General features: G+C 69.4%; 23 protein-coding genes. 14 read left to right on the top strand and 9 right to left on the bottom strand.

Annotated elements, in window-relative coordinates:
- Nucleotides 1–29 precede the first annotated feature (29 nt).
- Nucleotides 30–2,921, top strand: coding sequence for an isoleucine--tRNA ligase (gene ileS, locus MEBOL_RS19175; protein WP_095978801.1), 2,892 nt, complete (start codon nucleotides 30–32; stop codon nucleotides 2,919–2,921).
- A gap of 15 nt (nucleotides 2,922–2,936) precedes the next feature.
- Here ileS and pdxR read toward each other — a convergent pair whose 3' ends face one another.
- Nucleotides 2,937–4,406, bottom strand: coding sequence for a MocR-like pyridoxine biosynthesis transcription factor PdxR (pdxR, locus tag MEBOL_RS19180; protein WP_245919901.1), 1,470 nt, complete (start codon nucleotides 4,404–4,406; stop codon nucleotides 2,937–2,939).
- Between the two features lie 84 nt (nucleotides 4,407–4,490).
- Between pdxR and MEBOL_RS19185 the strand changes: the two genes are divergently transcribed.
- From MEBOL_RS19185 to MEBOL_RS19200, 4 genes are all read left to right on the top strand, one after another.
- Nucleotides 4,491–5,000: a cupin domain-containing protein gene (locus MEBOL_RS19185; protein WP_095978803.1), complete on the top strand. Its 510-nt coding sequence runs from the start codon at nucleotides 4,491–4,493 to the stop codon at nucleotides 4,998–5,000.
- Nucleotides 4,997–5,887: a dihydrodipicolinate synthase family protein gene (locus MEBOL_RS19190; RefSeq protein WP_095978804.1), complete on the top strand. Its 891-nt coding sequence runs from the start codon at nucleotides 4,997–4,999 to the stop codon at nucleotides 5,885–5,887. The genes MEBOL_RS19185 and MEBOL_RS19190 overlap by 4 nt, the downstream gene beginning before the upstream one ends.
- Before the next feature lie 84 nt (nucleotides 5,888–5,971).
- The gene (locus tag MEBOL_RS19195; RefSeq protein WP_095978805.1) at nucleotides 5,972–7,300 is read left to right on the top strand and encodes a cytochrome P450; all 1,329 of its coding nucleotides are present in this window, start codon (nucleotides 5,972–5,974) and stop codon (nucleotides 7,298–7,300) included.
- A complete protein-coding gene (locus MEBOL_RS19200) occupies nucleotides 7,297–7,917 on the top strand; it encodes a TetR/AcrR family transcriptional regulator (RefSeq protein WP_095978806.1) in 621 nt (206 codons plus the stop codon). Before MEBOL_RS19195 ends, MEBOL_RS19200 begins: the two co-directional genes overlap by 4 nt.
- Here MEBOL_RS19200 and MEBOL_RS19205 read toward each other — a convergent pair.
- The 5 genes from MEBOL_RS19205 to MEBOL_RS19225 all read right to left on the bottom strand — a co-directional run bounded on the left by MEBOL_RS19205 (nucleotide 7,874) and on the right by MEBOL_RS19225 (nucleotide 12,403).
- On the bottom strand, nucleotides 7,874–8,197 hold the full coding sequence (locus MEBOL_RS19205) for a DMT family transporter (protein WP_095978807.1): 324 nt from the start codon (nucleotides 8,195–8,197) through the stop codon (nucleotides 7,874–7,876). The genes MEBOL_RS19200 and MEBOL_RS19205 overlap by 44 nt on opposite strands.
- A gap of 56 nt (nucleotides 8,198–8,253) precedes the next feature.
- The gene (locus tag MEBOL_RS19210; protein WP_095978808.1) at nucleotides 8,254–9,489 is read right to left on the bottom strand and encodes a cytochrome P450; all 1,236 of its coding nucleotides are present in this window, start codon (nucleotides 9,487–9,489) and stop codon (nucleotides 8,254–8,256) included.
- A gap of 119 nt (nucleotides 9,490–9,608) precedes the next feature.
- Nucleotides 9,609–10,454 (bottom strand): hypothetical protein, encoded by an 846-nt coding sequence (locus tag MEBOL_RS19215; RefSeq protein ID WP_095978809.1) that lies wholly within the window; start codon nucleotides 10,452–10,454, stop codon nucleotides 9,609–9,611.
- Nucleotides 10,451–11,545: an endonuclease/exonuclease/phosphatase family protein gene (locus MEBOL_RS19220; protein ID WP_170115546.1), complete on the bottom strand. Its 1,095-nt coding sequence runs from the start codon at nucleotides 11,543–11,545 to the stop codon at nucleotides 10,451–10,453. Before MEBOL_RS19220 ends, MEBOL_RS19215 begins: the two co-directional genes overlap by 4 nt.
- A 162-nt stretch (nucleotides 11,546–11,707) precedes the next feature.
- Complete coding sequence (locus MEBOL_RS19225) at nucleotides 11,708–12,403, bottom strand: type 1 glutamine amidotransferase domain-containing protein (RefSeq protein ID WP_095978811.1); 696 nt, start codon at nucleotides 12,401–12,403, stop codon at nucleotides 11,708–11,710.
- A gap of 105 nt (nucleotides 12,404–12,508) precedes the next feature.
- On the opposite strand from MEBOL_RS19225, the gene MEBOL_RS19230 reads away from it, so the two are divergent.
- On the top strand, nucleotides 12,509–13,429 hold the full coding sequence (locus MEBOL_RS19230) for a LysR family transcriptional regulator (protein ID WP_095978812.1): 921 nt from the start codon (nucleotides 12,509–12,511) through the stop codon (nucleotides 13,427–13,429).
- Here MEBOL_RS19230 and MEBOL_RS19235 read toward each other — a convergent pair whose 3' ends face one another.
- Both MEBOL_RS19235 and MEBOL_RS19240 read right to left on the bottom strand, forming a co-directional pair.
- Nucleotides 13,430–14,152 (bottom strand): Mut7-C RNAse domain-containing protein, encoded by a 723-nt coding sequence (locus MEBOL_RS19235; RefSeq protein ID WP_095978813.1) that lies wholly within the window; start codon nucleotides 14,150–14,152, stop codon nucleotides 13,430–13,432.
- Nucleotides 14,149–14,523, bottom strand: coding sequence for an FAM210 family protein (locus MEBOL_RS19240; protein ID WP_245919903.1), 375 nt, complete (start codon nucleotides 14,521–14,523; stop codon nucleotides 14,149–14,151). The genes MEBOL_RS19235 and MEBOL_RS19240 overlap by 4 nt, the downstream gene beginning before the upstream one ends.
- Nucleotides 14,524–14,635: 112 nt before the next feature.
- Between MEBOL_RS19240 and lspA (MEBOL_RS19245) the strand changes: the two genes are divergently transcribed.
- The 8 genes from lspA (MEBOL_RS19245) (at nucleotide 14,636) to MEBOL_RS19280 (ending at nucleotide 20,553) form a co-directional block, all read left to right on the top strand.
- A complete protein-coding gene (lspA, locus tag MEBOL_RS19245) occupies nucleotides 14,636–15,256 on the top strand; it encodes a signal peptidase II (protein WP_095978815.1) in 621 nt (206 codons plus the stop codon).
- 11 nt (nucleotides 15,257–15,267) lie between these two features.
- A complete protein-coding gene (gene lspA / locus MEBOL_RS19250) occupies nucleotides 15,268–15,891 on the top strand; it encodes a signal peptidase II (RefSeq protein ID WP_095978816.1) in 624 nt (207 codons plus the stop codon).
- A gap of 6 nt (nucleotides 15,892–15,897) precedes the next feature.
- Nucleotides 15,898–17,208, top strand: coding sequence for a prolipoprotein diacylglyceryl transferase (locus MEBOL_RS19255; protein ID WP_095978817.1), 1,311 nt, complete (start codon nucleotides 15,898–15,900; stop codon nucleotides 17,206–17,208).
- A gap of 36 nt (nucleotides 17,209–17,244) precedes the next feature.
- Nucleotides 17,245–18,231 carry an MXAN_5187 C-terminal domain-containing protein gene (locus MEBOL_RS42170; protein ID WP_157775252.1) on the top strand — a complete coding sequence of 329 codons (987 nt, stop codon included), beginning with the start codon at nucleotides 17,245–17,247 and terminating at the stop codon, nucleotides 18,229–18,231.
- Nucleotides 18,232–18,237: 6 nt separating this feature from the next.
- Entirely contained in the window at nucleotides 18,238–18,747 is a 510-nt protein-coding gene (locus MEBOL_RS19265; protein WP_095978818.1) for a KdsC family phosphatase, read from the top strand.
- Between the two features lie 199 nt (nucleotides 18,748–18,946).
- Complete coding sequence (locus tag MEBOL_RS19270; RefSeq protein ID WP_095978819.1) at nucleotides 18,947–19,282, top strand: hypothetical protein; 336 nt, start codon at nucleotides 18,947–18,949, stop codon at nucleotides 19,280–19,282.
- Nucleotides 19,283–19,354: 72 nt separating this feature from the next.
- A complete protein-coding gene (locus tag MEBOL_RS19275) occupies nucleotides 19,355–19,606 on the top strand; it encodes a hypothetical protein (protein ID WP_245919905.1) in 252 nt (83 codons plus the stop codon).
- Nucleotides 19,603–20,553: a tetratricopeptide repeat protein gene (locus MEBOL_RS19280; protein WP_425437632.1), complete on the top strand. Its 951-nt coding sequence runs from the start codon at nucleotides 19,603–19,605 to the stop codon at nucleotides 20,551–20,553. The genes MEBOL_RS19275 and MEBOL_RS19280 overlap by 4 nt, the downstream gene beginning before the upstream one ends.
- Nucleotides 20,554–20,558: 5 nt before the next feature.
- Here the strand turns inward: MEBOL_RS19280 and MEBOL_RS19285 are convergent, their stop codons facing one another.
- Nucleotides 20,559–21,488, bottom strand: a complete 930-nt coding sequence (locus tag MEBOL_RS19285; RefSeq protein ID WP_095978821.1) for a DUF6929 family protein — start codon at nucleotides 21,486–21,488, stop codon at nucleotides 20,559–20,561.
- Between the last annotated feature and the right edge of the window lie 175 nt (nucleotides 21,489–21,663).

Consider the following 21,663-nt stretch of genomic DNA (forward strand, 5'->3'; position numbering starts at 1 on the left):
CCGCCGGGGCCCGTGTTACGCGCCCTCGCATGAGTGACCCCGTGGCGCCCCCCAAGGATTACAAGGACTCGGTCAACCTTCCCAAGACGGACTTCCCCATGAAGGGGAACCTGGCCCAGCTCGAGCCGAAGATGCTCGAGCGGTGGGCGGATCGGGCCCTCTGGGGAAAGATGTTGGAGCGGCGCGTGGGCGCCCCGCCCTTCGTGCTCGCGGACGGTCCTCCGTATGCCAACGGCCACCTCCACGCGGGCCACGCGCTCAACAAGGTCCTCAAGGACATCGTCGTGAAGTACCGCGCCCTGTCCGGCCGCCAGGCGGATTACATCCCCGGCTGGGACACGCATGGCTTGCCCATCGAGCAGGCCGTGGAGAAGCGGCTCAAGGACAAGAAGATCGACAAGCGCACCCTGGACCGCGACACCTTCCTGGAGCATTGCCGCGCCTACGCCCTGGAGTTCATCGACATCCAGCGCTCCGAGTTCAAACGCCTGGGCGTGCTCGGGGACTGGGACAATCCCTACCGCACCCTGGACTTCTCCTACGAGGCCCAGGAGATCCGCGAGCTGGCCACCTTCGCCCGGCGCGGCATGCTCTACCGGCGCAAGAAGCCGGTGTATTTCTGCCTCACGGACCAGACGGCGCTCGCCGAGGCCGAGGTGGAGTACGAGGAGCACGCCAGCCCCTCCGTGTACGTGGCCTTCCCCGCGGGCCCCGAGGTCACCGAGCGCGTGCCCGCCTTGAAGGGCAAGGCCGTCTCCTTCGTCATCTGGACCACGACACCCTGGACGCTCCCGGCCAACCTCGCCATCGCGATGAACGCCGAGTACGAGTACGTGTTCTACGCGCTCGGCGAGCGCGTCATCTGCGTGGCCAAGGACCTCTTGCCCAAGGTGCTCGCCGAGGTGAAGGCGGACGAGCTCGAGGTGAAGACGGTGAAGCTGCCGGGCGGGGACGTGGCCGCCGCGGCGCTGGTGGACCCCGAGCGCATCCTCGCCTACGCGCGGGGCGATGAGCTGGAGGGCTGCACCTACCAGCACGTCTTCTACTCGCGCACGGGCAAGATCCTCCTCGGCGAGCACGTGACGCTGGAGGCCGGTACGGGACTCGTCCACACCGCGCCCGGCCACGGCCAGGAGGACTACGAGGTGGGCCTGAAATACGGGCTCGACATCTACAACCCCGTGCGCCACGACGGCCGCTTCGACGACAGCGTGGGCGAATGGCTCGCGGGCCGGAAGGTCTTCGAGGCCAATCCGCTCGTCATCGACGTGCTCGCGGACAAGGGCGTGCTGCTCAACGGCAAGACGGACAAGGTCGAGCACAGCTACCCGCACTGCTGGCGCTGCCACAACCCCGTCATCCTCAGCGCCACGTACCAGTGGTTCATCCCGCTCGATCAGCCAGCGCCGGGCGGACGGACGTTCCGGCAGCGGGTGCTCGACGAGGTGGACCGGGTGCAGTGGGTGCCCTCGTGGGGACAGAGCCGCATCCGGGGCATGCTGGAGACGCGCCCGGACTGGTGCATCAGCCGCCAGCGCACCTGGGGCGTGCCCATCCCCATCGCCTACTGCGAGGGGTGTGACGAAGCGCTCATCTCTCCGGAGTTGATGGAGAAGGTCGCCGAGGACGTGGAGAAGCAGGGCGCGGGTGTGTGGTACCGCACGCCGGTGAAGGACTTCCTGCCCGAGGGCCACGCCTGCGCGAAGTGCGGCAAGACGGAGTTCCGCCGCGAGACGGACATCCTGGACGTGTGGTTCGACTCGGCGTGCATGTTCAGCGCGGTGCTGGACCGGCGCCAGCGCATTCCCGCGGACCTCTTCCTGGAGGGGAGTGATCAGCACCGCGGCTGGTTCCACTCCTCCATCCTGGTGTCCGTGGGCACGCGCGACACGTCGCCCTACAAGGCCTGCCTGACGCACGGCTTCGTGGTGGATGGCCAGGGCGAGAAGATGTCCAAGAGCAAGGGCAACGTGGTGGCCCCGGACAAGATCATCCAGCAGTACGGCGCCGAGGTGCTGCGCCTGTGGGTGGCCAGCAGCGACTACCGCAACGACGTGCGCCTGTCGGATCAGATCCTCAAGGGACTGAGCGAGGGCTACCGGAAGATCCGCAACACCATCCGCTACGCGCTGAGCAACCTGTACGACTTCGACCCGGCGAAGGACGCGGTGGGCGCCGCGGAGCTGTCGCCCCTGGACCAATGGGCACGGGGCCGGCTCGCGGACGTGGTGTCGCGCGCGAAGAAGGCCTACGAGGCCTACGAGTTCCACCTCGTGTACGCCACGGTGGTGGACTTCTGCGCGGGGGACCTGTCGGCGGTGTACTTCGACATCCTCAAGGACCGGCTCTACACGTCCAGGGCCTCGGGAGCGGCGCGGCGGAGCGCCCAGACGGTGCTCCACGAGGTGGCCACGGTGCTGCTGCAAGTGCTCGCGCCCATCATGAGCTTCACGGCGGAGGAGGCGTGGCAGTACCTGCCGGGCGGCAAGGCCGAGAGCGTCTTCCTGACGGACTTCCCCGAGCCCTCGGTGAAGCCGGACCCGGTGCTGGCCGAGCGCTACACGAAGCTCTTCGCGGTGCGCTCGGCGGTGCAGGGCCTGTTGGAGGCGGCGCGGCGCGAGAAGATGATCGGCTCGTCGCTGGAGGCGCGCGTGGTGCTGAGCGCGAGCGGCAAGGCGCGCGACTTCCTCCAGGCGAACGCGGCGGAGCTGCCCGGGCTGTTCATCGTGAGCCAGGTGGACCTGGCGGACGGCGCGGGAGAGAAGGCGCGGGCGCTCGACCTGGCGCAGGTGCTGGGCGAGGACGTGAAGGCCGAGGTGCTGCCCGCCCGGGGCGCCAAGTGCCCTCGCTGCTGGACCTACGCGGAGACGGTGGCCGCGGGGGCTCCCGTCTGCGGCAAGTGCCAGGACGCGCTCGCCTGATCCGCTGGGGGCGGGTTACTTCGAGCCGAGGCCCAGGTCCTCGAGGCTCGCTCCTAGAATCTCCACGACGTGTGCGAGTTCCTCGGGTGAGTGCGTCGCGAAGCCCGCCCGGAACGCCTGGACCTCGCCGTGGTGGACGTGCGCCACCCCCGGAGTGAAGCCGAGCCCTCGCGCGCCCGCCGCGCGAGCCCACTCCCCGACCCGAACGCTTTCGTCCACGCGCACCCAGAGCGCGAGACCACCCGCTGGTGGGCGGACGTCCACCACGCGCCTGGTGCGTGCGTCGTCGCGGAGGAGGCGCACCATCGCGTCGCGTCGCTCTCGATAGATCTGTCTCGCGCGCCGCGCGTGGCGCTGGAGCTCTCCGTCCTCGATGAGCTCGGCCACCGCACGTTCCAGAACGATGTCCCCCTGCCGGTCAATCACCTCCCGGACCGCGCATGCTCGCCGAACGAACGAGGCGTCCGAGACGAGATAACCGATGCGCACGGCGGGAGCGATCAGCTTCGATAACGAGCCGACGTAGATGGTTCCCCGGCCCGCGTCGCTCGCGGCCGATAAGGGGAGCAGCGGTGTCCCCTCGAAGTGGTATTCGTAGTCGTAGTCGTCCTCGATGAGGGTGAACGCGTGTTGGGCGGCCAGGGCACGCAGGTGCATGCGGCGCTCGGGCGACATCGCCACGGTCGTCGGATACTGGTGGTGCGGCGTGACGTAGACCGCCTTCAGCCGGCCCCGCAGCGTCTTCAGCTTCGATTCGAGGACGTCGACGACGAGCCCCTCTTCGTCGGTGGGGATGTGGAGGACCGAGGCACCCGCGAACTCGAAGGCCCGCCACGCCGGCACGTATCCTGGACTCTCGACAGCGACGACATCACCGGAGTCGAAAAGCGTGAGGCCCACGAGGCTGAGCGCCATCTGACTTCCCCGGGTGATGAGGACCTGGTCCGGGGTGCACGCGAGTCCGCGCGCCTGGTTCACGAAGTTCGCGAGAACCTCTCGCAGCACGCGGTCTCCAGCGGGATCTCCATACCCCAGCCCTCCACGCCCCAGGGTCTTGAGCGCGCGCCGCTGCGCCCTTGCGATCACGTCGAGAGGTGCCAATCGGGCGTCTGGCACGCCGTCGCTCAGGTTGAACCGGGCAACGGCCGGCGACGACGGCGCGTCGCGTTTCGCCCGCGCGGAGCGCACATCGGCCACGGGCATTTCCGGCAACGTCCGTGCGACCCGCGTGCCCCGCGCTGGCAGCGTCTCAAGCCAGCCCTGTCCGGCGAGCTCGTCCAGTGCGGCGACGACCACCTTCCGGTTCAATCCGAGGGACTTCGCCAGCGTCCGGCTTCCGGGCAGGAGTGAGCCAGGCGCGAGTCGACCGCGTTGGATCTCCCGAACCAGCGCCCGTGCGAGCTGCTCGTGGCGCGGTGCGCCCACGCCGTCCTCCTCGAGGTCGAAGTCGAATCGCCACGGCCGGCCATCTGGACCCCTGGGCATGTGTGAACTGGAGCCTCCCATGGGTCCAGCTTCGCGTTACGTCTCCGTTCGCGCAAGTCCACCCCGCGCCGCATGGGAGCATCGATGACCGTCCAGAATCCCGCCAGGTTCCACTCCGCCGACTTCGACAAGACCCCGCCTCGCCCTCGCGTGGTGATGCCCGACAAGCTCGCCCACCCCAGCGTGGAGAGCGCCGGCGCCCACGGTGACTACTCGAAGGCGCGCAAGCACCCCGTGTTCTTCGTCGACCTCCCTTCGCATGCGCTGAGCATGACGATCGGCTGGCTCGAACCGGGCCAGTCTTCGAACCGCCACCGTCACACCTACGAGACCCTCCTCTACATCCTCGAGGGGGAGGGTTACTCATACGTGGGAGGCAAACGCGTCGACTGGAAACAGGGCGACGCCGTCTATGTGCCAGTCTGGGCCTGGCACAACCACGTGAACACCGGCGTGGGTCGAGCACGCTACCTCGCATGCGAGAACGCTCCGATGCTCCAGAACATGGGCGGCGTGGCGCTCCGCGAGGAGGTCCCCGAGCGCGGGGATCAGCTCTTCGACAAGAACCACGAGGTTGAGGGAGGTGCGCGATGAACGCCCCACTTCGCGGAATCGTCGCGTATCCGATCACCCCGTTCACCGAGTCGGGGCGTGTCGACGACCACCTCCTGGGCGACATCGTCGAGAAGATGATCCAGGCGGGCGTCCACGCGCTCGCTCCGCTCGGGAGCACCGGCGTGCTGCCGTATCTCTCGGATGACGAGCGGGAGGCCGTGGCGGAGACCGTCGTCAAGCGCGTGAACAACCGCGTCCCCACGCTGGTGGGGGTGTCGAGTCTCACGACGGAGCGCACCGTTCATCATGCGCGCCACGCGGAGAAGTCGGGAGCGAGCGCCGTGATGATCATCCCGATGAGCTACTGGAGGCTCACGGACAGGGAGCTCGTCGCGCACTTCGACGCGGTCGCCAAGGCGATCTCGATTCCGATCGCCGTCTACAACAACCCGGCGACTGGCGGCCTCGACCTGAGCCCCGACATGATCGCCAGGCTTCTGCGAATCCCGAACGTGACGATGGTGAAGGAGAGCACGGGCGACGTGAACCGGATGCACCGCCTGGTGCGTCTCTGTGGAGACGACGTCGCGTTCTACAACGGCAGCAACCCACTCGCGCTCGCGGCCCTGGTCGCGGGGGCCCGCGGTTGGTGCACCGCGGCGCCACACGTCATCCCGAAACTCAACCTGGAACTCCACGACGCGGTGGCCCGGGGCGACCTGAACGCCGCGCGTGCGGTGTTCTACCGGCAACTGCCATTCCTCCAGTTCATCGTGGCGCACGGACTTCCGCGCGCGATCTCCGCCGCGCTCGAGTTGATGGGAACGCGAGTGGGACCCCTCCGTGCACCGCTTCAGCCGCTCGACCCGGAGCAGCGCGATGAGCTGCGGCGCATCCTCGTTGAACTCGAGGTGCTGCCGTCCTGAGAAAGGGGGTAACCCTTGCGGGAAACTTGGGAAACGTTTAGGGTTTCCTGAGTTTCCATCCAGCGTTTCGTCGGGGGACACGCCATGACCCACCCGTTGCCACCGGGGCCTCGATTCACTCCCGTGCAGGCGTTGCGCTTCTTGCGCGACCCCACGCGCTTCTGCCTGGAATCCAAGGCGCGTTATGGGGACCCCTTCACCGCGCCCCTGCCCGTGGGCGACGTGGTGCTCACCGGCCAGCCGGACGGCATCCGGGAGATCTTCAGCGCGGACCCGGCGGTGTTCGAGCCCCTGGGCAATCTTCCCCTGGCGCCCATCGTGGGTGAGCTCTCGATGCTGTTGTTGAGCGGTCCCCGGCACAAGCGCGAGCGCAAGTTGCTCATGCCTCCGTTTCATGGCGAGCGCATGCGCGCCTATGGACAGACGCTGCGAGCGCTCACCCTGCACGCGGCCGAGTCCCTGCGCCCGGGCGAGGGCCTGCGCGCGCAGCACCTCACGCAGCACATCTCCCTGGAGGCCATCATCCAGATCGTCTTCGGCGTCCAGGAGCCGGAGCGCGTGCGGCGCTACCGCGAGGTGATGGTGCCCGCCATGGATTCCTATACGCCCCTGCTGATGATGGCGGTGCCGCTGCGCCGCTCCTTTGGAGGGCTGGGGCCGTGGGCGCGCTTCCAACACCACCTGGCCCAGGTGGACGCCCTGCTGACGGAGGAGCTGGCGAACCGTCGGGGACACGAGGCGGGGCACACCGACATCCTCAGCCTGCTGCTCGCCGCCCGGGACGAGGACGGACAGGCCATGACGAACGAGGAGCTTCGGGACGAGCTGCGGACCCTGCTGCTCGCCGGCCACGAGACCACCGCCATCGGCATGGCCTGGGCGCTCCATTACGTGCACCGCCTGCCCGAGGTCCAAGCCCGCTTGAGGGATGAACTCGCGCCGCTGGGTCCCTCGCCCGAGCCCGAGGCCCTGACCCGGCTGCTCTACCTGGGCGCCGTGTGCGACGAGGCGTTGCGCCTGCATCCGGTGGTGCCCGTGGTGGGCCGCCGCACGCTCGCCCCCTTCACCCTGCTCGGGCGGGAGCTGCCCGTGGGCACCGGCGTCATGGCCGCCATCTGCCTCGCGCACGCGAGCCCGGAGCTGTACCCCGAACCGGAGCGCTTCCGGCCCGAGCGCTTCCTCGAGCGCAGGTACTCCCCCTTCGAGTACCTGCCCTTTGGGGGCGGGGCCCGGCGCTGCATCGGAGCCGCCTTCGCGCAGTACGAGATGCGGGTGGTGCTGGGAACGCTGCTGGCCGCCCACCGCTTCTCGTCTCCTCCGCACGCGGCCCCGGAGCGTCCGGCGCGCCGCAACATCACCCTGGGCCCCCGCCATGGCGTGGCGCTGGTGTACGAGGGGCCGGCCCGCGCATGACGGATTCGGAGGACGTGCGCGCCCGCATCCTGGAGAAGGCGCGCCAGCTCATGCTCTCCCGGGGCTACTCCCGGATGACCATGGAGGAACTGGGCGGCGAGTTGCGCATGAGCAAGAAGACGCTCTACCGGTGCTTTCCCAGCAAGGAAGCGCTGGGAGAGGCCGTGCTCGTGGCGTACTTCGCCGGGGTGGGTGAGGAACTCGCGGCCATCCAGCGTCAGGAGCGGTTGGACTTCGGCGAGCGGCTGCGGCTCTTCGTGAAGACGATCGCGGGCCACTATGCCCGAGGGGCCGCGACGCTCCAGGACATCCAGCGCGAGGCTCCTGGCCTCTGGCTGACATTGCTGGAGGTGCGGCGGCGCTCGGTGCAGGAGAACTTCGGCGCGCTCTTGTCCGCCGGAGTCCGGGAGGGCGCCTTCCGCGCGGACGTGGAGCCCCGGCTCGTCATCCGCATGATGCTCACCCTGGTGGATCAGTTGCTGCGGCCCGACGTCCAGGAGGAACTGGAGATGTCCGTCGAGCAGATCTTCCCCCGCATGATGGATGTGGTGCTGGAGGGCCTTCGCACGGGCCTCAGTGACCGCCGCCGGACAGGGCCAGCCCCACGACGCCGGTGATGATGAACCCGATGGAGACGAGCTTCACCACGGAGACCGCCTCGCCGAGGAAGAGGATGCCGAGCGCGGCGGTCAGGGCGGCGCCGATGCCCGTCCACACGGCGTAGGAGGGCCCCGCGGGCAGGCTCTTCATCGCCCAGGCCAGCCCCACGAAGCTCAAGACGGCCAGCACCAGGAACGTCACGCTGGGCACCAGGCGGGTGAACCCATCGGACTTCTTGAGCGCGAGTGCCCACGCGGATTCCAACACACCCGAGAGAATCAGAACGAACCAGGCCATGGCCTCTCCGAAATGGGCACGGCCTGTACCAGGAAATCGCGTGGGCGTGGGCCGTCTCAGTCCACCGAGACTTCCAGCCGTTTCATGGCACGCATGAGGGGATGCGGCTCGAACTCCGGCTCGCCCACGAGCTTCATCTGGGGGAAGCGCCGCACGAGCGTTCCCACGACGAGGTCGAGCTCCAGCCGGGCCACGGCGGCGCCCAGGCAGAAGTGCTGGCCGCCTCCGAAGGCGATGGTCTGGCTCATGTCGCGGCCGATGTCGAAGCGCTCCGGCTCCGGGAACACCTCGTCATCGTGCAGCGCGGCGGGGATGTGGGGGATGACCATCTGGCCCTTGCGCAGCTTGACGCCGGCGAACTCCAGCTCCTCCTTGGCGAACCTGGGCACGCCCGTCTTGCCGAAGAGGTCGTAGCGCAGGCACTCCTCGATGGTGTTGCGGATGCGCGAGGGATCGGCGCGCAGCTTCTCGAGCTGCTCCGGATGCCGGAGCAGGGTGTACATCGCCCAGTTGGCCGCGTGCACCGTGGTGTCCGACCCGGCGGCGATCAACCCCTGGACCAGGGAGATCATCTCGACCTCGGACAGCTTGCTGCCGCCCTCCTGCGCGTTGATGAGCGTGGTGAGCAGATCATTCTCGAGCGGGTTGGCCCGGCGCGCCTCGATGACACCCCGGAGCATGCGCAGCCACCGGGGCATGGGGGCGATGAGCGAGAACATCTGCTCGATGTTGCTGAAGAGGATGGAGCTGCGGATCACCGCCAGACCGAACTCCCGGAACTCGCCGCGCAGGTCCTCGGGAATCTTGAGCATGTCGCTGATGACGTTGATGGGCAGCGGCTCGGTGATGGACGTGAGGCTGAACCGGTTGCCGCTCGCGTGGGTGGCGATGAGGTCATCCACCGTCTGCTGGATTTCCCCCCGCATCCGCTCGGCCGCCCGGGGCGTGAAGGCGACGCTGACGAGCTTGCGCACCCGGATGTGGTCGGCGTCGGACAGGCCGAAGAGGCCATTGTCCATGAGCTCCTTGTACTCGGCGTGCTCGGGAGGCCAGCTCGACTCCCGGGCGAACTCCCACGTGCGGTAGTCATTGCTGAAGCGGCGGTCGAAGAGGAGCGCCTTGACGTCCTTGTGCCGGGTGAAGACGACGGCATCTCCATGTGCGCGCCAGTTGTAGGCGGGTGCGTTCTCCCGCAGCCACCGGTAGGTGGGGTAGGGATTCTTGACGTAGGCGGGATCTTCCACATCGAGCGCGAAGTCGGGTCCGAACGATCGCTGGGTCTGCGGGCTCATGGCTCTCCGGGAGGTGGGACGGGTTCGGCTCCGCGGACTCTAATGGATGGCCCCGCGCGGGGCAGGTGTCGTGACACCAGCCCGGAGCGAGTGCTCGACAGTGGGCGTTGATGCCAGGCTCAGAGGCCCGCCCAGATGAAGTCCAGGGTGGGCATGAAGTCGTTGCTGCGCACACGTTGGCGCTCGCTGTAGCCGTCCGCGCCCGTCACCAGCTTCGTGGCGCCCTGGTCCGCGTTGGCCCACATCGCGCCCAGCGTGACACGGCTGTGACGGAAGACGGCGAGGTCGAACCCCACATGGGCGGTGACGAACAGCGGGGACATGGCCGCGATGGCGCCCACGTCCTGTCCGGACACGACGAGGTGTCCCTGGGAGCCGGTGACGTAGAGGTTGAGCTCTCCGCGCACGCGCAGGCGCTCGGTGAGGGCGTGGTCATACGCGCCGCCCACGCGCGTGCTCAGGCCGGTCAGGGGCGCCGCGAGCAGGAGCTCCAACGGGGTGGACATGAAGTTGAGCGGCGAGGCGTTGTGGGGGCCCAGCGCGATCCGGAAGGCCGCGTCCGCCTTGACGGTCCACACGCCGCGCCGGGATGCATCGCCGGACAGCACCAGACCCGCGCGGGGAATCAGCATCCAGCCGATGTCGTTGTCGCTCGTGGCCCACAGGGGGAAGAGGTAGCCCTTGGTCAGGCGCAGGGCGAACGTGGGCAGGCTCAGCCCGGCCTCGGTCGTCAGGCGCAAGGACGAGCGCAGCAGCGCGACGCGGGCGTTCGCGTTGGGCGCCACGAAGAAGGTGAGGGGATGGGTCTGGAACTCCACGCCGTCCATGGGCGAGAAGCGCAGGGGGTTGAACAGGCCCACGCTCCAGGAGCCGCGCGGGCCCACGTCCGCGGTGTCCCGGGCGGCCAGGGGCTGCGCGGTGACGAGGGTGCCGCTCAGCAGCACACACAGCAGCAGGGCCCTCATGGCAGCCTCCAGGTTCCCGCGACGGGGGCATGGTCGGACAGCCGGAGCGCATCGCTTTGGACGCCAAGGCGCCCGGGTCCCTGGATGACGTCGGTGTCCGTCCACACCTCGCCCTTGCGGATGAAGAGGTAGTCGAGCGTGCGGTTCCAATCGCCGGGCACGCCCTGGTCGTTGAGCATGTCCGGGCCGAGGATGGAGTGCGTGAAGTAGCGCCGCTGGTTCTCCTCGCCCACGCCGTAGCGGCTCAGGGGGATGAACGGCTCGAAGTCGTCGTAGTACTGCTTCATGACGCTGGGGGTGTAGGGCGGCTGCTCGAAGTCGGTGCCGATGCTGCTCGCGCGCTCGTCCAGGAAGTGGGACAGCCGCAGCTTGCCCTCGCAGGACTCGGGCGTTCCCGGCGCCGCGCGCTCGTCGCACACCGGGGGCAGTTCGTTGAGATCTCCCCCGAGCACCCAGGGCAGCGTCTCCTCGCGCAGGGTGTCGTGAATCTGTTGGATGTGCGCCTGTTTGGTGCCGTCCTGATCATAGGCCTCGGTGTGCACCACGTACGCGGCGATCGTCCGGCCACCGCCCACGTCCACCTCGGCGCGGCCGATGGAGCGATTGAGGTAGAAGGTCTCCGTCAGCACGTCTTGATCCGTGCGGTCCTTCTGGCGGATGTGCTCGGCCTGGGTGATGGGGTAGCGCGAGAGGATGGCGTTGCCCATGTCGATGCGGCCCACGCCCTCGGAGGGCACGTAGCGCGAGTCCCAGGCGGGCATGTAGGCCGCGTAGCGCAGGTTCGTGTTCTCCAGCAGGAAGCGCACCTGGTCGATATAGGCGCTGCGCTTGGAGCCGACCTCGATCTCCTCCGCCATGAGGATGTCCGGGTCATACTCGCGGATGAGCGCCGCCACCTTGCCCAGGCAATCCGTCACCTCGGTGGGCGTCATCTGGACGCGGTCGCCCCAGAAGTCGAACCAGAAGTCGATGCGGCAGGCGCCGTATTTGACGTTCCACGCCATCACCTTGAGCGCGGTGGGCTGGGCCACGGGCGCGGGGTGCTCGGTGTACGCCTTGAAACGAGGCACGTCCTCCCGGGTGAACTTCATGGGGTTGGCCACCCATTCGCAGCCAGCCAGGAGGGGCAACAGGGAGAGGAGGAGGAGCGGTCGTCTCATTCGGCGGCGATGGTAGAATCGCTGATGCGTGAAAGCGATAACGCACCGCATGGCGGCGGTGCGTCATCGCCTCGGCTCCCTCCGCTCGGGGGACTACTTCTTCTCGCTGAGCGCCGAGATGACCTCGCGCGCCGTGGCGGCGGACGACGCCGGGTTCTGCCCGGTGATGAGCCGCCCATCACGCACCGCGAAGCTGCTCCACATCGGGCCGGACTCGTAGCGCGCACCGAGCTCGCGCAGCCGGGTCTCCAGGGGGAAGGGCACGATGGCGTCGAACTTCGCCGCCTTCTCCTCCGCGTTGCTGAAGGCCGCCAGGCGCTTGCCGTTCACGAGCGGCTTGCCGTCCGGACCCTTGACACCCACCAGTGCCGCCGGCCCGTGGCAGACCGCCGCGACCACCGAGCCCCGGGCGTAGCCCTTCGAGAGCAACTGGTGCAGGGGGGCGTGCTTCGCCAGGTCCCACATCACGCCGTGCCCGCCCACCACGAAGTAGGCGTCGTAGGTGTCCTTCACGTCCGCGAGCACGAGCGTGTTGCCGAGCTTCTTCGCCGCCTCGGCGTCGGCGAGGAAGGCCTTCGTGGCCTCGGAAGGCTCATTCTCGCTGCGCGGGTCCACCGGCGCCTTGCCTCCGAGCGGCGAGGCGATGTCCACCTGGGCTCCAGCCTGGGTGAACTCCTCATAGGGTGCGGCGAGCTCCTCCAGCCAGAAGCCCGTCTTCTCCCCGGTGCTGCCGAACTGCGAGTGGCTGGTGACGATCAGCAGGATCTTCACGGCGGTCAGGACCTTCATGGTGTGTGACTCCCTCACGGCCTGTTCGGGCCGGGTTGATGGACCCAGGAGTACCCGTTGGGCGGACACAAGAAAACCGAGGGGGTCTTCACATAAGATGAAGCCATGCTTGGCAATCACGAAGCGCTCTGGACTCTCTGGGAGGTGAGCCGGGCGGGAACCCATGCCGCCGCGGCCGCGCGCCTGGGCATCACGGCGTCCGCCGTGGGACAGCAGCTCAAGGCGTTGGAGCGGGGCGTGGGCGCGGTGTTGTTCGAGCGGGTGGGGCGCCGGTCGCGGCTCACGCCCGCGGGAGTGGCGCTCGTCGAGCAGCTGGGGAAACACCTGCCCGCCCTGGACGCGGCGCTGGAGGAGGCGTCCGAGGCCCAGCGCGCGGTGCGCGGCGAGGTCTCCCTGGGCGGGCCCTGGCCTTTCTTCAGGTACTGGCTCCGCCCGCGCCTGCCCGTGCTGATGGAGCGCCACCCGGAGCTGCGGCTGGACGTTCGCTTCGACGTGCCGAGCCGGGTGGTGCGGCGGCTCCTGGAGGGCGAACTGGATCTGGGCATCATCGGCCTCCTGCCCGAGGAGCCCGGCCTGGAGGTGCGGCCCGTGGCGCAGGAGGGCTTCGTGGCGGTGGCCGCGCCCGCCTACCTGCGGCGGTGGGGGACGCCTCGGAGCGCCCGGGACTTCGGGGCCCATCGCTTCATCGCGTTCGACGCCGACCTGGCGATGCTGGGCCCGTGGTGGCGCGCGGCCTTTGGCGCGAAGGAGCCCCTGCCCGCGAAGGTGGTGTGCCGCATCGCGAACCTGGACGAGATGCTGGCGCTGGTGGAGGCGGGCGTGGGTCTCGCGGTGCTGCCCGACTATCTGGTGCGACCCGCGGTGCTCGCGGGCCGGGTCGTGACGCTCGAGCCGGAGGCGGGCCGGCGCTCCTCGCGGCGTCCCCGGGGCACCTTGTGGGTGGCGTGGCGCCGGACCGCGGCCCCCACGGCGCGCTTCCTCGCGGTGCGCGACTGGCTCCTGGAGGGTGTGGGAGCCGGACCTTGATTAGGAGGCGGGGACGGCGTCGCGCAGCGCGTCGATGACGGCGAGCATGCGCGTGTGGTGGGTGCCGGCCCAGAAGACGCGAGGACACCCGGTGCAGCGCTGGAAGCGGGTGTGCAGGGCGAGCACGCGCTCGGGGACGTGTCCTCGCACCTGCTCCGGGGTGGCGTCGATGAGTGGCGCGTTGCAGGCGATGCACCGGGAGAAGGGCCGCATGCACGCGGTGAGGCGGTAGCGCCGCGCCACCTCGACGAGCTGCCGCGAGGGATTCGTCTCCCGGGGGAAGTAGCCGTACTCCACCTCGGAGCGCTTGAGCACACCCAGGTCCCGGGTGAGCAGGATGCGCCGCTCGTCCCGGGAGCGCCGGGCCAGCACGTCATCGGCGAAGTCATTGCGCCACTCGGTGTCGAAGCCGAGCATGCGCAACAGGCCCGCGAGCCGTCCGAGCCCCACGTCGAGCAGGAAGCGGGGCTCCGGGGGTTCGTGGAGCGGGGTGTGGGGAGGATGGACGTCGATTCGCTGGCCGGGCTGGACCCGGTGGGAGAAGTCCACCGCCCGCCCGTCCACCCGTACCACGTCCACCTCGGGGTGCGGAGGGCCGAGCGATTCGATGAGGTCCTTCACCGAGCAGGGGCCCGGGAGGGGGTGGAGGAACGAGGTGCCGCGCCGCTCGGGGGCCAGGAAGTCATTGAGGCCGCCGTGGAAGCGCAGCGTGACGGCGTTCACGGCGCGGGAGGATCCGAGGGCCTTGGTCCCTTGTGCCGCAGCCGGCGGATGATCCGGTCGATGAAGGGCGTGATGACGAAGGTGAGGGCGACGCGGGGAATCTGGGTCGCCTTGTAGATGAGGTAGGCCCCGGCGAAGGCCCCCACGGAGCCCTCGGCGCTCTTCACCTTGAAGCCCGCGCGGATGAGCGCCATGAAGCACAGGAAGAAGAGGGCGCAGGACACGATGTGCACGACAATGGCCAGCATGCCGTAGCGCGCCAGGAACTCCTTGAAGCGCGCCATGTACCGGTCGTAGCGCTCCTTGAGGGTGAGCGGAGGTTTGGAGGTCTCGTCGGGAGTCGGTGTCACGGGCGGCTCAACAGTCTCCATTGTGTACACCATGCCGCACTTCGCGCCGGGCGGCGAGTCAGCCCGCTCGCTGACCGGGCATTGGCGGGTGGATTGTCAGAATCCGGGCGGGCGGGGTAGAGGTGGGGGACTCATGGCGAATCGTTTTCGTGTCCTTCTCCTCGTGGGCCTCGCGACGCTCGCCGTCGACCAGGTGACCAAGTATCTGGCGGTGTCCCGTCTGACCGAGGCCCTGGATGGGCGCTCGGGTCTGGCGCGGCTCGAGGGCTTCGTGTCCGAGCGCAACCTGGACAATGAGCCGCCCGTGGAAGGCGCCTTCCGGCGCTCCACCCGGCCCTACCGCTTCATCGAGGACTACTGGCATTTCCGCTACGTGGAGAATCCCGGGGCCGCCTGGGGGCTCTTCGCCTCGCTGCCGGAGAACGTGCGCCGGCCCTTCTTCCACCTGGTGAGCCTGGTGGCGCTCGGCTTCATCTTCCACATGTACCGCCAGCTGGAGCCCAACCAGACGCGGGTGCGCTGGGCCCTGGCGCTCGTCACGGGCGGGGCGCTGGGCAACTTCGTGGATCGGCTGATGCGGGGCTATGTCATCGACTTCATCGACTGGCACTGGCGCAACCAGCCCGGCATGCGGTGGCCGACCTTCAACGTGGCCGACGCGGCCATCTGCGTGGGGGTGGGGCTGCTCCTGCTGGACTCGTTCCAGCCGCGCCGGTCCGTGGAATCCGTGACGCCAGGGGGGCAGGTGGTGTAAGCCGCCAGCCCGTGCCCCGCAAATACCTTCTCCTTGTCCTGGTGGCGCTCGGCGTCATCGTCCTCGATCAGTGGACGAAGTACCTCGTCGTGCGCGAGCTCACCACGCGCTTCGATGACCGGCCCACGCTGGGCGAGCGGTTGTCGGCCATGTACGGCGAGCCGCCCCCTCAGGGCGTCTATGGCCTGCACTACCGGCCCAAGCGCGCCATCGAGATCCTCCCCGAGTTCTTCCGCCTGCGCTACGCGGAGAACCCGGGCGCCGCCTGGGGCCTGTTCCGCACCCTGCCGCCCAACGTGCGCGGGCCGCTCTTCCATGTGGTGAGCCTGGCCGCCGTGGTGTTCATCACCTGGTATTTCAGCAAGCTCAGCGGGAAGGATCCCCAGGAGCGCTGGGCGTTGTGGGGGCTGCCGCTGGTGCTCGGCGGGGCCATTGGCAACTACATCGACCGCATCGCCCGGGCCTTCGTCATCGACTTCCTCGAGGCGCACTGGCACGACAAGGTGGCGTGGCCCTCCTTCAACGTGGCGGACTCCGCCATCGTGGTGGGCGTGGGTCTGCTGCTGGTGGACGCCTTCGTGCGCAAGGAAGTCCCCAAGAAGGATGCGCCGAGCGCGGCGGACGCCCGTTCCTGAGGCCCCATGCTCCCCGTCATCATCCACTTCACCTTCACCTCGCTCTGGTCGCAGATCCTCCTGTACGGCGTGGCGCTCGCCGCGGTGGTGTCCATCGCCTACAACGGCTGGCGGGGCGCCGAGGGCAAGGACGGCGAGGCCGCGCCGCCTTCGTCCGAGCAGCGGTGGTACCGGGCGTTCGGCTACGGGGCGGTGGCGGTGGTGCTGGCGGGGTTCGGCTTGCGCTACGCCCTGCCCGCGAGCGCCATTCCCGGGGGGCGGGGTGAGGGCATCCCCATCCACACCTATGGGGTGATGCTGGCCTCGGGTTTCCTGATGGCGGTGACGGTGGCCTCGCGGCTGGCCCAGGAGGAGTGGCGTCGGCTCACGTGGGTGGCGGACGCACAGGGCGGTGGCGAGTGGGTGGACACCGAGGGTCCGCGCAAGCGCGAGGCGGTGTTGGACCTGGCCTTCTACGTGCTCGTGGGGGGGCTGGTGGGCAGCCGCGTGCTCTACGTGCTCGTCAACTGGAAGGACTACACGCGGGATTGGACGCAGGTGTTCTCGCTGGGCGGGGGGCTCGTGTTCTACGGCGGCCTCATCGGCGCGGGGATCGCGGCCTTTGTCTTCGCGCGTCAAAACGGCATGGACTTCCTGCGGCTGGCGGATCTGGCCCTCCCCACGGTGTCGCTCGGCCAGTGCCTGGGCCGGTTGGGGTGCTTTTCCGCCGGGTGCTGCTGGGGGGATGTGTGCGCGGCCGGTGCGCGCTTCGCGGCGCGTTTTCCCGGAGGGGCGCTCGCCCAGGATTTGTTCGGCCGGATCAGCGGCTCCTCCAGCCTCGCCTTCCAGTCCCAGGCGCAGGACGCGCGCTATGTGGTGGAGTCCACCGGCCACATTCTCCACCACGCGGCCCCGGGCGCGGTGCGCATCTCCGAGTGGGTCGCGCGGCACGGCACGACCTTGCCGGTCTACCCCACGCAAATCTACGAGTCCGTGGGCCAGCTCGTCCTCTTCGGGGTGCTTCTGTACGCGCGCCGCTTCCGGCGCTTCCACGGGCAGATCTTCTGCCTGTGGCTGATGTGCTACGCGGTGCTGCGCACCACGGTGGAGCTCTTCCGGGGGGACACCGAGCGGGGCACCCTGCACGGTCTGCTGGAGTCCCTGGGGGCCTCCCGGATGGCGGAGGCGGTGCCCCTGGAAGCCTGGTTCAATATTTCGACCAGCCAGTTCATCTCCCTGTGCATGTTCACCTTTGGCGCGACTTTGCTGTACCGGCGGATCCGCCAGGCGGGCGAGTCGGCTGGCGTGGGGCCGACGCCCAGTCCCGCCCGAGGTTGATATGGGCGCGCGTCTTGGGGACACTCGGGGGTGCCCATGGCGTACGAGTCCTCGAAGTCGTCCACGAAGAATCAGACCTTGAAGGCAGGCAGCTCGGCCAAGTCCTCGGCCAAGCTCGCCGCCACGAGCGGTGACACGAAGTCCGGTCTGCCCACCATGTCGGGCAGCGAGGTGACGTTCCAGGAGTGTGACGCCATCGAGGCGGATCTCGCGGCGCTCAAGGTGGCCTACGAGCACTACTTCATGGGCGCCGAGCGGTTGCCGCCCACGCGTCAGCACGAGGATTTGAAGAAGCGCGTGGATCGGCTCAAGTCCAGCTTCGTGCGCAACACCTCGGCCAAGTTCCGCGTGCAGTCCATCCACGGCAAGTTCGTCACCTACGATCGGCTGTGGCAGCGCACGATGCAGGAGATCGAGAACGGCACCTACAAGCGGGACATCGCCAAGGCGCGGCGCCGCGTGGAGAAGGCGAAGAAGCCCGCGGCCACGTCCCGTGCCCAGGAGCCGATGGAGCTGGCGGACGAGGACATGGACGAGGTGCTTCCGACCATGACCAAGCCGCAGCCGCACCATGTGCCCGCGGTGGCGCCGCTGGTGCCGTCGGTGGCGCCGCTGGTGCCGTCGGTGGCGCCGCTGGTGCCGTCGGTGGCGCCGCTGGTGCCGTCGGTGGCGCCGCTGGTGCCGTCGGTGGCGCCGCTCATTCCCGCGGTGCGTCCCGTGGCGCCCGCCGTGGCTCCCGTGGCGGCCCGTGCTCCGGCGCAGCAGCCCCGTCCCGCGGTGCGTCCGCCATCGGCGGCGGGCTCGGGGGACTTGTCCGACGACAAGCTCAAGTCCGTGTTCGACGCGTATGTGGCCGCCAAGCGCCGCAACAAGGAGGACACGTCGAAGATGAGCTACGACACCGTCGCCGCGTCGCTGCGCAAGCAGGTGCCGGAGTTGATGAAGCAGCACAACGCCAAGGCGGTGGAGTTCAAGGTCGTCATCAAGGACGGCAAGGCCGTGCTCAAGGCCGTTCCCAAGTAGCGCGCCATGAACCAGAACCTGGAAGCCCTCAAGGCGCGGGTGGCGCGCCTGTCGGTGATGATCTTCGACATCGACGGCACGCTCACCGACGGGCGCATCTTCTGGGTGCCCAACTCCGGCTGGACGCAGATGTACAGCGTGCGGGACGGCATGGGCATCAAGCGCTTGCAGGAGGCGGGGCTGGAGGTGGCGGCCATCTCCGGTGGAGACAGCCTCTCGGCGCAGATGCGGATGCAGTCGCTGGGCATCAAGCACGTGCACTTCGGCAGCCAGGACAAGGTGGCGCACTTCGAGAAGCTCCTGGAACTGCTCCAGGTGCCGGCCGCGCAGTGTGGCTACATGGGCGACGAGGTGGTGGACCTGCCGCTGCTGCGGGCGGTGGGCTTCTCGGCGGCGCCTCCCGAGTCCCCCGACGAGGTTCGCGCGGCGGTGCACTACGTGGCCCAGCGGGCGGCGGGCTTCGGCGCGGCGCGCGAGGTGTGTGAGTTCATCCTCCGTCACCGCCCGGCGCCCTGAGCCGCTTGCGGCGCATCGTCGGATACTGGAAACCGTTGTCTCCCCGGATCGTCAAGTGGCCCCCCGGAGCGGTTGTGCAGGCGGCGGGGGCTCCCTAGGTTGCCCGCTCGCGTGAGTCCCCGTGGACCTCACGCGCACACCGGATACCAACCAGGGGTGGTGGGTGATGGCAGGAGGGACTTGGCGCTGGAGACTCGGCATGTCGGTGATGGCCCTGGCCGTGCTCGGAGGGTGTGTGTCACCTCCGGAGGACGCCGAGGCCCGCCTGGCGGCGTTGGAGGCCGAGGAGGCGCGCATGGACGCGGCGTTCGACGTGGTGGAGACCCGGCTGCTCGGCAACCAGGCCCGCGTGCACCTGTGGGAGGAGATGGAGCGGCGGCACGGCGAGGTGTCCGCCATCCAATGCCGCGTGACGGATAGGCACCTGCGCGGAATCGCCACGCACCTGGCGCGCCAGCAGGAGAAGACGCGGGAGCAATCACGGCGTCGACACATGGCGTCAGCGGGCACGGTCCTGACCTCGGCGACCCGGTAGACGTTGAACGACCAGGCGAGTAGGGAGCTGTCCGCGTGACGTGGGGGCTGAATCCGGTTAGAACCCCTGGCCGTGAGAAGCTGGTTCGCCGCAGTCGTCCTCGTCGCCGTGACCGGACTCGCCGGATGCGGTCCCTCGCGTGACGATTGTGAGTCGGAGGTGCTCGACCCCCAGGGAGAGACCTACCGGTGCATCGCCTCCGAGGACTGTCCCCGCTCCGCGAACGAGACGCTGTGCATCACGGATACCGGCTCCGATGTGGAATGCATCCGGTGCCTGGATACCTGGTGTCTCCGGGTGACTCCGGCGGAGGACTGCTCGTGAGGCGTTCGTTCCTGCTCCTGGCTCTCGCGCTGGCCCCGGGGTGCGCCCGGGATGGCGCCCCTGATCACATGCAGCGCGCCCGTGACGCCATCTTCGAGAAGCGCCCGGACGAGGCGCTCGTGGAGTACCGCAAGGCGCTGGACGCCCTGCGAGTGGAGGACTCCACCCAGGCCCCGGTGCTCAAGGCGCGCGCGCTCAAGGGCGCCGCGGACGTGTACTGGCTGGAGCTGCGCAAGGTGAAGGAGGCGGTGAGCGTCTACAAGGAGCTCATCGCCCAGTGCCCCGAGTCTCCCGAGGCGCAGGAGGCCCGCGTGGTGCTCGCCGAGCTCTTGCGCGTGCACTTCCGCGACCCTCGCGGCGCGATCGATCAACTCACCGCCGCGCTCGCGCGCAACCCGCCCCAGGGCGCGGAGCTGCACTACCAGGTGGCCAAGCTGTACTTCGAGCTGCAGGACTACCAGCAGTGTGTCCTGGAGGCGCGCAAGCTGACCGAGCGCTTCGCCACCAGCGCCTACGTGGACGACACGCTCTTCCTCCAGGCGCAGGCGCTGCACATGCAGTCCCTGCAGGGCAGCGTCCCGGGCACGCCCGAGGCGCAGCGCTATCGGCAGGAAGCCTCGCGCGCGTACGCGGATCTGCTCGCCCGCTTTCCGGACTCCGAGCTGGCCCCCCACGCCGTCTTCGAGATGGGCAAGTTGAAGGCCGAGGCGGGAGAGCACGAGAAGGCCATCGAGACGTGGGTCCAGGCGCTCAAGAACCACCCGGAGCCCGCCATGGTGCAGGACGCCATCGCCCGGGTCCGCCGCCGCATCGCCGCGACGACGCCCCTGGACATCGGCTCGCGCGTGGCGGCCTTCGCCCGTCCGCCCCCCGTGCGTCCCCCGCGCAACTCGGTGGAGGCCGCGGGCGGCTCGGCCGAGGAAGCCGCGCGGGATCACGGCGACTGACGGCGTCAGCCCGGTACGCCCGCGAGCACCGCCTCGAAGAGGGGCGCGGCCCGGGCGGGGTCGTCCGCGTCCGCCACGAGCAGCAGGTGGATGCGCCCCCGCTCCACGCGCGCGTCCACGCCCTCCAGCTTCACCTTCGCGTCCACGCCGTCGAGGAACAAGGGCGAGCCATCCGGCGCCAGCACGCCCACCGCCGAGCCCAGGACGGCGCCGTCCTGGTACGCATCGCGCGTGTCCTCGGCGGCGGCGGTGAAGACGATGCGGCCGTCCGGGAGCGGGGAGGCATCCGTGAAGCTCAGCCGCACGGCGCCCGCCTTGCCCAGCTCCCATCGGCGCACCGTGCGCACCACATCCGCCCCGAGGGGGGCTCCCGCCTCCAGCGCGCGCAGCACCCGTCCCGCGTCCAGGTCCACCACCGCGTCCGTCCCCCCGTCGCCGTTGCCCCGGTGGAGCAGGCGCAGGCGCGCGCCCGATACCGCGGCGCCCTCGATGTTGAGCGGCCCCAGCTCCCGCGCGAGCTGTTCATGGACGGGGCGCCAGTCCACCGTCCGCGCCGCTCCGTCCGGGCGCCCATCCGCCCCCAACGGCACCAGCGCGCCCTGATGGCGTGTCAGGGCACTGCCCGAGGGGACCGCCAGGAGCGCTCCATTCGGCGCGCCGGGCATGGCCGCGAGCAGGCAGAGCGCTTCCAGGTCCGGCTTGCGCGCCTTGCGCTCGCGAGGCTCGAGCGGGAGTTGCCCGGGGAGGACGCGCCACGTGTCGCCCGGCGACTCGCCCTCGAGGGGAAAGGTGGCCAGGAAGAGTGAGTCGTCCGCGACCACGTGGAGCCAGGAGCCGACACGCACGAGGCCGCTCGCGGCGGACACGTGCGCGGGACCTCCAGGGGTCTCCGGCTCCCGCAGAGTCAGGGTCCGGCGCTGGGTGAGGTGGAGCATGGGGGCGTGAGCCTAGCCGTCCCCTCCGCCAGGCGTCGTGGGAGAAGGCCGGGGCGGAGGCCTTCCCCCCGGATGTCCCCGTCCCGGCCCTCTTTCAGCCATCCAGCCCAGCCTCCAGGTCCTATCCGTGGAGTGCCGGTGCCCTCGCTCGGGCCTCAGGGTGCTCGGGGACTTC

This window comes from Melittangium boletus DSM 14713 (assembly GCF_002305855.1).
GTDB lineage: Bacteria > Myxococcota > Myxococcia > Myxococcales > Myxococcaceae > Cystobacter > Cystobacter boletus.

Excerpts from the sequence above, each read along its gene's own strand:
- ileS (WP_095978801.1), top strand. The coding sequence starts at position 30 with ATGAGTGACCCCGTGGCGCCCCCCAAGGATTACAAGGACTCGGTCAAC.
- pdxR (WP_245919901.1), bottom strand. The coding sequence starts at position 4,406 with ATGCCCAGGGGTCCAGATGGCCGGCCGTGGCGATTCGACTTCGACCTC.
- MEBOL_RS19185 (WP_095978803.1), top strand. The coding sequence starts at position 4,491 with ATGACCGTCCAGAATCCCGCCAGGTTCCACTCCGCCGACTTCGACAAG.
- MEBOL_RS19190 (WP_095978804.1), top strand. The coding sequence starts at position 4,997 with ATGAACGCCCCACTTCGCGGAATCGTCGCGTATCCGATCACCCCGTTC.
- MEBOL_RS19195 (WP_095978805.1), top strand. The coding sequence starts at position 5,972 with ATGACCCACCCGTTGCCACCGGGGCCTCGATTCACTCCCGTGCAGGCG.
- MEBOL_RS19200 (WP_095978806.1), top strand. The coding sequence starts at position 7,297 with ATGACGGATTCGGAGGACGTGCGCGCCCGCATCCTGGAGAAGGCGCGC.
- MEBOL_RS19205 (WP_095978807.1), bottom strand. The coding sequence starts at position 8,197 with ATGGCCTGGTTCGTTCTGATTCTCTCGGGTGTGTTGGAATCCGCGTGG.
- MEBOL_RS19210 (WP_095978808.1), bottom strand. The coding sequence starts at position 9,489 with ATGAGCCCGCAGACCCAGCGATCGTTCGGACCCGACTTCGCGCTCGAT.
- MEBOL_RS19215 (WP_095978809.1), bottom strand. The coding sequence starts at position 10,454 with ATGAGGGCCCTGCTGCTGTGTGTGCTGCTGAGCGGCACCCTCGTCACC.
- MEBOL_RS19220 (WP_170115546.1), bottom strand. The coding sequence starts at position 11,545 with ATGAAGTTCACCCGGGAGGACGTGCCTCGTTTCAAGGCGTACACCGAG.
- MEBOL_RS19225 (WP_095978811.1), bottom strand. The coding sequence starts at position 12,403 with ATGAAGGTCCTGACCGCCGTGAAGATCCTGCTGATCGTCACCAGCCAC.
- MEBOL_RS19230 (WP_095978812.1), top strand. The coding sequence starts at position 12,509 with ATGCTTGGCAATCACGAAGCGCTCTGGACTCTCTGGGAGGTGAGCCGG.
- MEBOL_RS19240 (WP_245919903.1), bottom strand. The coding sequence starts at position 14,523 with ATGGAGACTGTTGAGCCGCCCGTGACACCGACTCCCGACGAGACCTCC.
- lspA (WP_095978815.1), top strand. The coding sequence starts at position 14,636 with ATGGCGAATCGTTTTCGTGTCCTTCTCCTCGTGGGCCTCGCGACGCTC.
- MEBOL_RS19255 (WP_095978817.1), top strand. The coding sequence starts at position 15,898 with ATGCTCCCCGTCATCATCCACTTCACCTTCACCTCGCTCTGGTCGCAG.
- MEBOL_RS42170 (WP_157775252.1), top strand. The coding sequence starts at position 17,245 with ATGGCGTACGAGTCCTCGAAGTCGTCCACGAAGAATCAGACCTTGAAG.
- MEBOL_RS19265 (WP_095978818.1), top strand. The coding sequence starts at position 18,238 with ATGAACCAGAACCTGGAAGCCCTCAAGGCGCGGGTGGCGCGCCTGTCG.
- MEBOL_RS19270 (WP_095978819.1), top strand. The coding sequence starts at position 18,947 with ATGTCGGTGATGGCCCTGGCCGTGCTCGGAGGGTGTGTGTCACCTCCG.
- MEBOL_RS19285 (WP_095978821.1), bottom strand. The coding sequence starts at position 21,488 with ATGCTCCACCTCACCCAGCGCCGGACCCTGACTCTGCGGGAGCCGGAG.